Source organism: Methylomonas sp. LWB (genome assembly GCF_001856095.1).
GTDB lineage: Bacteria > Pseudomonadota > Gammaproteobacteria > Methylococcales > Methylomonadaceae > Methylomonas > Methylomonas koyamae_A.
On sequence record NZ_MKMC01000013.1, the window covers coordinates 39816 to 52780 of the forward strand.

The window sequence follows — 12965 nt, forward strand, 5'->3', positions numbered from 1 at the left end:
GGAGTGGCGCCATGAATATTCAAGGTTTCAATTTGGTTTCGTTGTTGGCCGGCACCGAAAATGCCGCCGGTTTGAACGGTTTGAACGGTTTGAACGGTTTATTTTCCGGCGAAGGCGGTGCGGCCGGGTTTTCCGATACGCTGATGCGGCAGTTGACGGCCTTGCAGCAGGCCATGGCATCCGGCGGCGCAAGCACCGCAGGCGATTTGTCGTTGCCGAGCCAAGTTTCGGGCAGCGAAGGCCAGGTGATCGACGGGCAAACCCTGCAAAACTTTGCCGCGTTATTCGGCAAACGCTTGCCGGCTACCACGGTCGGTCAAGCCGGCGGAGCGGATTCGGCCAAATCCGAAATCGATCTGGACGACACCTTGCAGGCTTTGGCCGAGGTGCTGCAATCGTTGCAAAGCCTTGAGGCCGCTGCGCCGGAAGCCGCTCAAGCAACGCCGGTCGCCGAGATCGACACGTCTACCGAGCAAAGCCACGATTCCGAGATCCGTAACTTGACCGAGCAGTTACAAGCCGCGCTGGACGCCGCTGGCGTTACCAAGGTGCCGGCGGCTAAGGTGGCGGAGCTTGGTTCTCAAACCTCGGCGGAGGTTTCTACCCAGACCGCCGCGAGGGTTTCCGCCCAGACTGATGAGCAAGTGGCCAGCGCCTTGCAAACCGCTTCGGCGATAGGTCAGGAACGCCAGCCCGCCAAATTGCAAACCGCGGCCGGCCGGGATGCGTTGCTGGCAACGTTGACCGGTGACGACGCCAAGAATTTGACGGCCTCGGCGGCGACCAGCATCGGTTCCACCGCGGGCACTGAAACCGCGACCGGTAACGCCGGCGGGCAAACTGGCAACAACGAGCAAGCGCCCCAGCAACCGTCGTCGGACAGCGGTCTGTCCGCCGTTAAAGTGTCCGCCGAAAGTGGCGATAGCGCCGACAGTCGCTGGTCGCGGGTCGCGGCGGATGTGGGCCAATTGAATAGAGTCGCGGCCAATGCAGGCCCGCAGCCTGAAGCCACTGTGATTGGACGGCCGGTCAACCACCCGGAATGGAATGCCGAGCTCGGTCAGAAATTGTTGTGGATGCACAATCAGGCGGTACCGTCGGCGGAAATTCGCTTGAATCCCGAACATTTAGGACCGATTTCGATCAAGATCGATGTCAATCAAGATCAGGCCAACGTCACGTTTACCACCCAGCACGCGGTGGTCAAGGAGGCGATCGAGGCGGCGATTCCCAAGCTCAGGGAGATGCTGGGCGGTCAAAACTTGAATCTGGCCGATGTCAACGTGTCGCAGCAACAGTCCGAGCAACGCTCGGGCCGCGAGGGTTTTCAAATGGCCGGCGACCAACAGCGTGGGCGGCAGGGTCAAGCTTCTGGGCAGGAGGTGTCGGTTGCCGACCCGGTCATCGACGAAATCGAAACCGGGCGGGCGATTGCCAGCAATGGCTTGCTGAGCTTGTTTGCCTAAGCCGATTTGGTAAACCGCTGGCAGAGGATGCGCCAGCCGAGCCGCGAACAGGGATACTCCCTTACTAATTAACCAACGCTGGACCGCGAACTGGTCGTTCCTCGCGAATCTATTCCGATCGCCGCGCCACCTGATTGCCTATCGAGTGGCCGAGAAAGAAACCGGCGCGCTGCTGGGGCCGGCCAAGCTTTGCTTGATTTTGCGCGCCAGCGCGGCAATCGCGTGCTCGGTGACGCTGGAGTGGTTGCCTTTCAGTTCGATGTCGTAGCGGGCCAAAATTTGCCGGTTGCGAGTATCGACCAGATATGCCCAAAGATAGGACACCAAAAAGCTGGGTTTGCTGTGTTGGGCGATGACGATCCAGTCCGCGCCTTGAGCCTTGCCCAGATCGGCGGCCAGATCCGGATGATGGAATAAATAGCCGAAGCCGGCGTTCGCCGAGGTCAAGGCCGCGTCCGCGACGCGCTCGCCGAGGTAGGCGCCGTCGTGGGACAGCGCGGCGATCAACAGCGGCGCCATCGACGCGGTACGCTGTTTTTCTTGCGGCGTATTCGGCAGCGAGGTAATGTCGTTTAGCTCGAAAGCGGGGATCGCGATGCGCGGCGCGGCCGGGGTTGGGCCGGCGATCAACCCGACTAGAACCAATACTGGTTTCAGCAATGTTTTAGTCATGATTATCTCCTAGTGATCAATTACTTCGGTTGACCCTCGGGCATGAAAATCGGCGATTCGGCAGCAGCTCTAGCCGCGATTGGCGGCGTGCCGACATCGGCGGCAGCGCTACCGGCCTCTATTTCCACCCACTGGACGATTTGGCTACCGCCGCCAGCTAGGGGGCTATCGTCCTCGGCGACGGCGACGTCAGATTACGCAATGCAACCCAGCGGATCAGCCGAGATTTGCCCGGCCGATTCGGGCAATTTGCCCGCCGGGCGGTACTTGCTAGGCAGCTCGGGACGGGCTGCTTACAATGAGGTCATCCGTTTTTCCAGGCATGCTCGATGAATTTGAAGTGGCATTTGTTATCCCGCATCGCCATCGCGGCGGTACTCTGCTTGTCCGCGATGTCGTATTACGCGTTGCAACGCAGTGCCAAGCAAGTCAATGCCTTGGTGGATGCGAGCGCCGATTCGCTGGCTCGCCAACTGGATTACCAATTATTGATGGAGCGTTCAGGCTATCCGTCGGCAGCCGGGTTTCCGGATTTCGAGTTGTGGAAGCAAACCAGCCGCGTGCCGGGCTTGTGCGTCGGCTTCGAAGCACCGGACGGCCGCGTGGTGCGCCATGTCTGCACCGGTGCCGCGTTGGCGGCGGCACCTTGGCCGGTCTGGTTCGACGTGCTGTACCGGCACGGTTTCGGCGCGGAGCCGGTCGGCCGTCGCGAGGTCGGTTTAAACAGCGCCTCGAAAGGTACGGTGGTTGTCGAAGCCGGCGCGGAGCTGACCGTGGCGCGTGCTTGGGCAACCTTGACCGATCTGGCCGAACTGTCGGCGCTGACAGTGCTGACGATTTCCGGACTGGTCTATCTGGCGGTGGGCCGGGCGCTACGGCCGGCCGGCGACGTGGCGGCCGGTTTGGCGCGACTGGCGCGCGGCGAGCTGGACTATCGCTTGCCGGAATACGCCTTGCTGGAATGGCGCTTGATTGGCGCGGCGATCAACCGCTTGGCGGACAGTCAGCAACGTTTGCTGAGCGAGCGCCAGCGCTTGGCGGCGCGCTTGCTGCAAGTGCAGGAGGATGAGCGCCGTCATCTGGCCCGCGAACTGCACGACGATTTCGGCCAAGCCCTGGCCGCGATCAACGCGGTCAATGCGGCGATCGCCCAAACCGCTCGTCGCGACTGTCCGGAACTGTTGGCCGAAACCGAACGCATTGCTCGCTACACACGGGGGTTACATGAAGGGTTGCGCGGCTTGACGACCCGGCTGCGGCCGGCGGAATTGGACGAGCTGGGTTTGGCGGCCGCGCTGGATGGTTTGGTGCAATCCTGGCAACGGCCGGCCGCCAACCACACCCGCTACGCGCTAAAAATAGACGGCGACTGCCGGCTCTTGTCGGCGGACGCCGCCACTGCGATTTACCGCTTGGTGCAGGAGGGGATCAACAATATCGCCAAGCATTCGGGCGCCGGTCTGGCCGAGATTTGCTTGACGATCGCCGAGCGCGCCGAATTGACGATTAGCGACGACGGATGTGCCGAAGGCCTACCGTTTGCGGACGGCCCAGGCATTGGCTTGGTAGGCATGCGCGAGCGGGTGACCGCGCTGGGCGGTCGGTTCGAGTTGGTCGTGCGCCAACCGCGCGGACTGCGGGTGCGGGTCAGTCTGCCCTTGCCGGAACAGGCGGTCGAATGAACGGCGCGGCGATTCGCATCCTGCTGGTCGATGATCACGCCATCGTTCGCGAGGGGTATCGCGCCTTGCTGGCCAAGCAGCCCGATATGTTGTTGGTGGCCGAAGCCGGCGATGCGGCGACGGCTTACGGCTTATTCCGGGATGTCGATCCCGACGTGGTCGTCACCGATTGGAGCTTGCCCGGCCAAAGCGGCTTGGAATTGATCGGCCGGATTCGCCAGCGCGACCTCCGCGCCAAAATCCTGGTATTCAGCATGCATCAGAATCCGGCGTTCGCTTGGCAGGCCTGTCGGGCCGGCGCGTTGGGCTATATCGGTAAAAACGAGGACCCGGAAACGCTGTTGCAAGCCATCCGCGATGTGCGGCGGGGCCGTCACGTATTGAGCGGCAGCGTGGCCCAAGCGTTGGCGATGGAAAAACTCGGCGGCGAGGGCTGGGCCTTGGAAGCCTTGACACCGCGCGAATTCGAAATTTTGCGTTTATTGGTCGCGGCGCGAACGCCGGCACAGATCGCGAAACTGCTCAATATCAGCGTCAAGACCGTTTGCAATAGCCATTACCTGATCAAGCGTAAATTGGGCGTCGGCAGCGACATCGAGCTGACCCGGCTGGCGATCAAGCTCAATGTCGTCGATTTGCTGGAGTTGACCGATCCCAACGAACCGGAACGCGACACCTAGCGGATTTGGCCCGGTGCGATCAGTCTAGCGCTTGACCGGCTTCGTCGAAGCTCAGTACCGTGATCTCACCGTCCACGTCGGTGATTTCCGCTTGGCTCAACGTGCCGTTACCGTGATAGCTATATTGATGGCGCAGTTCTACGTCGCCGTAAACCAGTTTTTCCAGCAGCAATAGCCGTTCGTCGCCGTCGAAAAAGCCGCGAAAGTAGGTGTTGCGGTTTTCCAGATGGCTTGCGTCGGGCAGTTCGTTAACCAGTTTCAGCGGCAGCTTGACGCCGCTGTAGCTGATGAAATAGCGACAGGCGCAGTTTTCCAATTCCACGGTGGGTTTCCTCGTTATTTTTTGAAAGCCTAATTTCCGCAAGTTTTGTGCCGAAATTAATCCGGCGCATAGACGAGTCCACGCGCTGAGCCGGGTTGGCGGGTGAAACCGCGCTTACGCCAAGGGCTTGATCGTTGAGTTGTCGCTATTCCAACGGTTCTCGCCGGATTAAGCCCGTAAAGTCTGTGGTAAATCGTTCGCGCCGGCCGTTGATTGTCGGTTTTGCGACAAACGGCGCCGGCCCAGCCGCGTTGCGTTCGCCGCTAACCAGCGATTTCGGGCGGCGGAGCAGGGTGGCTTCGTTTTTGCTTGATGCTGGTTTTCACTCGTTCAGCATTTATGAAGTTGTTATTGGACTGGTCGTCCTACCGCAATGCCGGCATGGGCGATGCCTACGCCGACATCCCCAAGCACGGTGCCGATTTTGCCAAGGCGATCGCGGTTTGCATCGGCAGCAAGCAATGCCAGCAGCAGGCCGACAAGGGCGTGATGTGCCCGAGCTTTCGGGTTAGCGGCAATCCGGATTTGTCGCCGGGCGGACGGGTTAAGTTGCTGAAAGCCGCGCTGAACGCCGACGACGCGGAAGCGCTGTTCGATCCTGCCTTGGTCGCCGCGATGGATCTGTGCGTGGCTTGCAAGGGTTGCAGGCGCGAATGCGAAAACGAAGTGGACATGGCGGCGATCAAGGCCGAATTCCTGGCTCAGCAAGCGGCCCGGCGCGGCCTGCCGTTGCGTCACCAATTGTGGGGGCATCTGCCCAAATTACTGAAGTGGCCGGTGCTGCGTCGGTTGATCGCGTGGCGCAACCGTTCGCCGCTGCTGGCCAAACTGGCGCAATCGGTGTTGGGCATCAGCGCCAAGGCCGAATTGCCGCTGCCGGCCGAGCGTCCGTTCCAAGTCCCGCGACAATCCAGTTTGGTCCTGCACCCGGAGTTGAGCGACCGGCAAGTCGTGCTGCTGGTCGACACCTTCAATTACTACTTCAACCCGGCCTCGGCCGAGGCGGCAAAAAATTTGCTAACGGCGGCCGGCTACCACGTCCATGTCGCGGCACCGTCCCCCACCGATAAAGACCAGCGGCCGCTATGTTGCGGGCGCACCTATTTTGCCAACGGCATGCTCGACCAAGCTCGCGCCGAGGCTCGCCGGATGCTGGCCGCGTTGAGCGAGCATATCGACGCCGGCCGCGCCATCGTCGGTCTGGAGCCGTCCTGTATTCTGAGTTTACGCGACGAGTACCTGAAATTGGGTTTGGGCGAATCGGCCCGTAACTTGGCCGAAAAAGTCGTACTGCTGGAAGAGTTTATCGTCCGCGAGCAAAGCGCCAAGCGCTGGAATCTGGTTTTTCAAGCGATCCCGAGTCAACCGCGGGTGCTGCTGCACGGTCATTGCCACCAGAAAGCGGTCGGCTCGATCAAGTCGGTCCGCAAAATTTTGAAGCAAATTCCCGGCTTGTCGTTCGAACTGATCGAGTCGTCCTGTTGCGGCATGGCCGGTAACTTCGGCGTCGAAGCCGAACATTACGACGATGCCCAGGCGATGGCTGAACTGGCCTTGTTCCCGGCGCTACGCGCAGAGCCCGATGCGCTATTGGTCGGCAGCGGATTTTCCTGCCGCGAACAAATTGTTGGCGGCGGCTTCGCCAAGCCGCTGCATTTGGCCGAATTGCTGTGTTTGGCGTTACCCCAACCGGACGGAGAGGCTAGCACCGGTTGAGTGGAGCAGAAGCCGGCTAATGTTTGTGAAAGAGCTTGCGTTCGGGAGATTGAAAAAGGTGGGTGTAAGCGCGGCTTTAACCGCGATCGAAGACCTTCCGACACAGAGATGTCTCGCTCACCGGTGTTCAGAGTAACCAGCGTTGATTTTGCCTCGACCGCGAGTCCACGCTCGCTAACCCATTTTGTTTTTCGCCGCTTTGATAAGGAATCGTTCGATGAAACTGTCCATAGATAAACCGCATCTTCAGCAACTGTTGACCGCTCACCCGCGCCTGACCGGCTTGAACGAGCAACTGCGTTTCGGCAATAAAGCCCAGGTGTTTTACGATCAACTCAGCGGCGTCGAGATGGAAACGTTGGCCGGCATTTACGCCCAACAAGGCGAGAGTTATCAGCAACAGGCCGCGCTGCTGACGGCGTTGCGGCAAGCCTTAACCGACGATCACCGCCGCTACGGACCGGACGATCTGGAAAAACTGCTGCCGGACATCGCGAGCTACTTGTTGGACGGCGCGATTCACGGCTGGTTGTTTCACGTCGAGCATGGCGGCCGAACCCTGGCTTATTTAGTTACCCGCGTCGATTACACGCCGCCGGGCGAGGAAGAAGCCGGGCGCATCCTGATCGAATTAAAAGCCAACAGCAAGGGCAAGATCGCCATCGAAACCCTGGTGATCCGCGGCAAGGATCTGGACCACAAAACCATTCCCGAAATCTTTGCCGGCAAGGGTTATTTGAAGGAGACCGCCGAGTTGACGGCCAGTTACGATGACGCGGCCGCCCGCTATTTCGATTGGCGCGGCCGCTACGGCGAGCAATTCTCCGGTTGGGGTACCGGCATCTACGCCGAAGACCCGACCGCCAGCCACCGCAGCAACGACTGGACCCGCAAAAATACCGTGGTGCTGTCGTCCGGCGGCGGCGCGTGCCGGCTGGTCAACGACGAAAATATCCTCAGCGACCGGGTGCTGACGCTGGAAGCCTCCGGCGACATCTTCGGTACCTATTTGCGCAAGGCCGGCAAAAGCATGCGCTACGACAGCAAAACCGAGAGCCAGATGGAGCAAGCCAAGGCCGAGGTCGGCAAGGGCTTGTTCACCGAACTGCCGGTACACGGCTACATCCTGCTGTTTCATCTGGAGTTGCACCACCACGTCTGGGTCCATGTCGACGATATGCAGCCCTACGTCTACCAGCCGGAACTGAAACAAAAGCTGATCCTGCCGCCCGAGCAAACCGATTTGATCGACATCTTGACCGCCGAAATGGACATGCTGATGGACGACATCGTCGAAGGCAAATCCGGCGGCACCACGGTGCTGTGCGCCGGGCCGGCCGGGGTCGGCAAGACCCTGACCGCCGAGGTGTATTCGGAAATCATCAAGCGGCCGCTGTATCGGGTGCATTCCGGCCAGCTCGGCTTGAACGTCGCCGAAATGGAGAAAACCCTGAAGGAAACCCTGATCCGCGCCCAGCGCTGGGGCGCGGTGATGCTGATCGACGAGGCCGACGTTTACATCAAAAAGCGCGCCGATAATCTGGCTTCCAATGCCGTGGTTGGCGTGTTCCTGCGGGTGCTGGAATACTTCAACGGCCTGCTGTTTCTGACCACCAACCGGGTCGACGACATCGACGAAGCCATTATTTCCCGCTGCATCGCGATGATTCGCTACCACTCGCCGAACAGCGCCGACCGCCGCAAAATCTGGAAGGTGATGACCGAACAGTTCTCGCTGCCGATCTCGGACGAACTGATCGAGCAATTGGTGGATCTGTTCCCCGGCGCCTCCGGCCGCGACATCAAGGGCCTAACCAAGCTGGTCGCCAAGTTCTGTATGCAAAAACAACTGGCGCCGACCTTGGATGTATTTATTCGCTGCTCGGTGTTTAGGGGCTTGGAGTTGGTGGGGGAGGCGGCTTGAAACGCTGAACAGGACACTGGCCCGAAACGCCATCGGCGAAACAGATCGGAGACTTAGCGGTCGGCGGTGGCGTGGTCCAAGCGCGCGTCGGCTTAGAAACTTAGGTTTGTATCTCGGCTGACTCTTGAATGTATCGAGTTTTCTCGCGGCGGTAATCCTTTGATTCGAGCCGAATGCTTGGGTATGAGACCTTCGGCCGCCGCGGTTGCGTGTATCGAGCAGAATTTACTGATTTAACGACATTGTATGAAGAAGAGCCCACACATCTTGTTCTACGGATTCAAGAAGGGCCTCATTCCCGGCGTCCACGGCACATTCGGCCGCTATAAAAAATTTCGGCGAATTGTTCTTGGCTTGGTTCGAACCGATTATCGCGGTAATAGTTAATGCCGCCGATCTATCAGCCGTATCCTTGCCGAACCAATGTTTGTGCGAGGTTTGCTAGCCGTTGTATTGGCCATTCAGTTTAATAGCCTCGAAAGCAATTCGTATCGCCCGGTCGGAACGTTTGGAATCGCAGCAAGGAACCGATAGGCCGTATTCCAGATAGTGATTGATACCGTAACCCATCAGGACTCGATTTCTGACGTAAGCAATCTCAGACGCCAGTTTGGCAAAATCCCAAGCGTTACCAGTACGTGGTTTTTTGGTAAATCTGGGTAACGCCCAAACCCATTTGATTCATGGCCCAAATTGTCTTGTGCTCGTTTGTCGCTGGATTCCGCCAGAGGGCTTGCTATTAAAATCCTTACAACCCGGATTTATCGGTGTCGGACAAGCTGTTAAGACGATTTGGAACGCATTTGACTGTTGAATTGACAGTTTGCGTTTGGGCTGGAGTTAAAGCAACGACGTCGTAAATAAAATCAAGCTGTTATCTGCTGTTTTTTGTGTTGGATTTCGCAATGTTGATGTTTACGTTTGAAATTCAAAGGTAAAGCAAAATCCCGGCCAGCATTAACGATGATTTACTTTTCAACGCACTAGAATGGTGGGCACGCGTGTTACAATCGCCGCCATTTATACATCTTGGTTGAGTGCGTGAAGAAAAATCCGCTATTTCAAATACTGTTGCTGAGTGCCTTGGCCGGCAAATTGGCCCACGCCGGCAGCTTCGTAGTTGATGACATCCAGGTCAAGGGATTGCAACGGATTTCGGCGGGTACGGTATACAACTATCTGCCGGTATCGGTTGGCGAAACCTTCACCGACGAAAAACAAGCCTCGGCGATCCGCTCCTTGTTCAATACCGGTTTTTTCAAGGACATCACGCTGGAGCGCGACGGCAATACCTTGATCGTGACCGTGGTCGAACGGCCGTCGGTCGCCAAGATCGTCATCGAAGGCAACAAGGACATCAAGAAGGAAGACTTGACCGAAGCCTTGAAGAAAATTGGTTTGGCGGAAGGCAAGGTTTACAACAAGCAAGTGTTGGACAAGGTCGAGCAGGAGATGCGCCGCCAATATTTCAGCCACGGTAAATACGGCTTGAAGATCAAGACCGAGGTCACCGATCTGACCCGCAACCGGGTCGGCATCCGCATCGAGATTTCCGAGGGCCGGGTGGCCAAGATCAAGCAGATTAACATCGTCGGCAATAAAACCTTCGCCAGCGATGCCTTACGCAAGGAATTCGAACTCAGCACCACCAATTTTCTGTCCTTCTATTCCAAGGACGACCAGTACTCCAAGCAAAAGTTATCGGCCGATTTGGAAAAGCTGCGTTCGTATTATCTGGATCGCGGCTACATCAATTTTTCGATCGAATCGACCCAGGTCGATATCACCGCCGATAAGAAGGAAATCTACATTACGATCAACGTCAAGGAAGGCGAGGTGTATACGCTGGAAAAGGTCAAATTGTCCGGCGAGTTGATCGTGCCGCCCGAGGACTTGATCAAACTGGTTAAGGTCGGACCTGGGGAAATTTTCTCTCGTAAAAACGCCACCGAGACCTCGAAGGCGATTTCCGACCGGCTGGGTGACGAAGGTTATACCTTCGCCAACGTCAATATGGTGCCGGAAATCAACGAGCAATCCAAAACGGTGGCGATGACTTTTTTCGTCGATCCGGGTAAACGGGTTTACGTCAGACGAATTAACGTGAAGGGCAACACCAAGACCCGCGACGAAGTGATCCGCCGCGAGGCCCGGCAAATGGAGTCCAGTTGGGCGGCTAGCAGTAAGATCGAGCGCACCAAGACTCGTCTGGACCGCTTGGGCTATTTCGAGGAAGTCGGCGTGGAAACGCCGCCAGTGACCGGCGTGGCCGACCAGATCGACGTCAATTACACCGTCAAGGAAAAAGCCTCCGGTAACTTGCAGGCCGGTATCGGTTACTCGCAGGTGCAGGGCATCATTTTCAACGCCAATGTGTCGCAGGACAACATCTTCGGTACCGGTAAGCGGCTGGATTTCGCGTTCAACAACAGTAGCATCTTGACCCGTTACAACTTGGGTTTCACCGATCCTTACTACACGCTGGACGGTGTGTCGCTCGGTTACAATTTGGGCTATACCTCGCGTAACGCCTATGCCGCCAACTTGGCTGCGTATAACACGACGATCACCAATGCCGGCGTCAACTTCGGCATTCCGCTAAACGAATTCGACAGGGTGGGTTTCGACCTGGAATTGAAACGGACCGAAATCGAAAATACCGCGTATTCGTCCGATACCATTCTGAAGTTTCTCGGCTTTACCAAATATACCAGCGGTCAAATTCGCTCGAAAAGCTTTACCAGTTTGTCCACGTCGGCCGGTTGGACCCACGACACGTTGGATCGGGCTACCTTCGCGCATAGCGGCGGCCAGCAGCGGATTTCGGCGTTGGCGACGATACCGGGCAGCGATCTCGAGTATTACAAGGTCGGCTATAAGCACCAACACTACTTTCCGCTATCCAACGATTTCACGTTCCGCTTATTGGGCGAGGTGGCTCACGGTGGCGGCTACGGCAGCACGGACGGTTTGCCGTTCTTCGAAAACTATTTCGCCGGCGGTACCGGCGACGTGCGCGGCTTCATGCAGAATACGCTGGGCGTGATCGACGCGACTACGCTCAACTCGAATGCCTACACCAATCGTCCGATCGGCGGCGCGACCAAGCTGATCGGTAAGGCCGAATTGTTTTTCCCGATTCCGTTTTTGAGCGACGTCAAGTCGGTGCGGATCGGCTCGTTTGTCGATGCCGGTACCTTGTCGCCGGGCTTGAGCACCGGCGATTTGCGCAAATATTTCCGCTATTCGGTGGGCTTGTCCGGGGAATGGCTGTCGCCGTTCGGCGCGTTGGCGGTCAGCGTGGCTCAACCGCTCAATTCCGAGTCTGGAGATAGAACTCAGGCCTTCCAGTTCACGTTCGGCTCGGGATTTTAGTTCAGTTCAAGGCAGTTTTACCCTATAATCGGGCTTGCGTTCTGTCTTAACACAATTTAACCGGAGATGGTTATTACCATGAAAAAAAGTATTGCTTTATTCTTAACGCTGATGGCGTTTGCTGGCGTTAGTCACGCGGAACTGAAGATCGGTTTCGTCAACGTGGCAAAAGTATTGGAGAAGGCCCCGCAGGCAGCGAAAGCAAAAACGCGTTTGGAAACCGAATTTTCGCCTCGGGATAAAGCTTTGGTTTCTCAGCAAAAAGAAATCAAAACCTTGGAAGACAAACTCGGCAGGGATTCCGCTGTGATGGGGGAAGAAGAACGCCACCGTTTGGAAAAAGACATTTTGGATAAAAAACGCGATGCGGCCAGAGCTCAGCAAGAGTTCAGCGAAGACTTCAATATGCGCCGCAACGAAGAACTGGGTAACCTGCAAAAACGTATCGTCGAAGCAGTAAGAGCGTTAGCCAAGGAAGAGTCGTTCGACCTGCTGCTGACCGACGGCGTCATTTACGCCAACGACCAAATCGACGTGACCGCGCGGGTACAACAAAAGCTCGAAACGCTGTCGCAATAATTCAAGAGCGTTTCCGTCGGAAACGCCGACTTCAAAGCGAGGGAGACGGCCCGCCGGCTGGCTCCCTTTTTCGTTTACCTCCACCGACTCCGGACCATCATGACAGGTACGCTAGACATATTGCAAATTCAGGCACTTCTCCCGCACCGTTATCCCTTTTTGTTGGTTGATAGAGTCGTCGAGTGCGAACCCGGCGCGAAATTGGTCGGTATTAAAAACGTCAGTTTCAACGAGCCGTTTTTCCAAGGTCATTTTCCGGCGCAACCCATCATGCCCGGCGTGCTGATCCTGGAAGCGCTGGCGCAAGCTACCGCGCTACTGACCGCAAAAAGCGACGACAAATTGGGGCAGGGCAATACCACTTTCTTCTTGGCCGGCATCGACAACGCCCGCTTCAAAAAGCAGGTCGTGCCCGGCGACCAGTTGCGCCTGGAAGTGACCTATCTGAAACACAAACGCCATCTATGGTCTTTCGACTGCCGCGCTGAAGTCGATGGCGAACTGGCGGCCGGCGCACAAATCATGTGCGCGGTCGCGACGAGCTAAGTC

Annotated in this window: 10 protein-coding genes; 8 read left to right on the forward strand and 2 right to left on the reverse strand. The window is 57.5% G+C overall.

Features of this window, described 5'->3' with window-relative positions; translation table 11 throughout:
• Positions 1-11 precede the first annotated feature (11 nt).
• The gene (locus tag BJL95_RS08515; RefSeq protein ID WP_071157129.1) at positions 12-1466 is read left to right on the forward strand and encodes a flagellar hook-length control protein FliK; all 1455 of its coding nucleotides are present in this window, start codon (positions 12-14) and stop codon (positions 1464-1466) included.
• A gap of 138 nt (positions 1467-1604) precedes the next feature.
• Here BJL95_RS08515 and BJL95_RS08520 read toward each other — a convergent pair whose 3' ends face one another.
• Positions 1605-2138 (reverse strand): DUF2380 domain-containing protein, encoded by a 534-nt coding sequence (locus BJL95_RS08520; protein WP_071157131.1) that lies wholly within the window; start codon positions 2136-2138, stop codon positions 1605-1607.
• 329 nt (positions 2139-2467) lie between these two features.
• Between BJL95_RS08520 and BJL95_RS08525 the strand changes: the two genes are divergently transcribed.
• Both BJL95_RS08525 and BJL95_RS08530 read left to right on the forward strand, forming a co-directional pair.
• Positions 2468-3820, forward strand: coding sequence for a histidine kinase (locus tag BJL95_RS08525; protein WP_071157134.1), 1353 nt, complete (start codon positions 2468-2470; stop codon positions 3818-3820).
• Positions 3817-4500, forward strand: coding sequence for a response regulator transcription factor (locus tag BJL95_RS08530; RefSeq protein WP_071157136.1), 684 nt, complete (start codon positions 3817-3819; stop codon positions 4498-4500). The genes BJL95_RS08525 and BJL95_RS08530 overlap by 4 nt, the downstream gene beginning before the upstream one ends.
• A 19-nt stretch (positions 4501-4519) precedes the next feature.
• Here the strand turns inward: BJL95_RS08530 and BJL95_RS08535 are convergent, their stop codons facing one another.
• On the reverse strand, positions 4520-4822 hold the full coding sequence (locus BJL95_RS08535) for a DUF6156 family protein (RefSeq protein ID WP_071157137.1): 303 nt from the start codon (positions 4820-4822) through the stop codon (positions 4520-4522).
• Between the two features lie 339 nt (positions 4823-5161).
• Between BJL95_RS08535 and BJL95_RS08540 the strand changes: the two genes are divergently transcribed.
• The 5 genes from BJL95_RS08540 to fabZ all read left to right on the forward strand — a co-directional run bounded on the left by BJL95_RS08540 (position 5162) and on the right by fabZ (position 12962).
• Positions 5162-6538: a (Fe-S)-binding protein gene (locus tag BJL95_RS08540; protein ID WP_071157139.1), complete on the forward strand. Its 1377-nt coding sequence runs from the start codon at positions 5162-5164 to the stop codon at positions 6536-6538.
• A 217-nt stretch (positions 6539-6755) separates the two neighbouring features.
• Complete coding sequence (locus BJL95_RS08545; protein WP_071157142.1) at positions 6756-8462, forward strand: ATP-binding protein; 1707 nt, start codon at positions 6756-6758, stop codon at positions 8460-8462.
• A 1065-nt stretch (positions 8463-9527) separates the two neighbouring features.
• Positions 9528-11837, forward strand: coding sequence for an outer membrane protein assembly factor BamA (gene bamA / locus BJL95_RS08550; RefSeq protein WP_254786745.1), 2310 nt, complete (start codon positions 9528-9530; stop codon positions 11835-11837).
• A gap of 78 nt (positions 11838-11915) precedes the next feature.
• On the forward strand, positions 11916-12416 hold the full coding sequence (locus BJL95_RS08555) for an OmpH family outer membrane protein (RefSeq protein ID WP_082885606.1): 501 nt from the start codon (positions 11916-11918) through the stop codon (positions 12414-12416).
• Between the two features lie 99 nt (positions 12417-12515).
• On the forward strand, positions 12516-12962 hold the full coding sequence (fabZ, locus tag BJL95_RS08560; protein ID WP_064030328.1) for a 3-hydroxyacyl-ACP dehydratase FabZ: 447 nt from the start codon (positions 12516-12518) through the stop codon (positions 12960-12962).
• Positions 12963-12965: the final 3 nt, after the last annotated feature.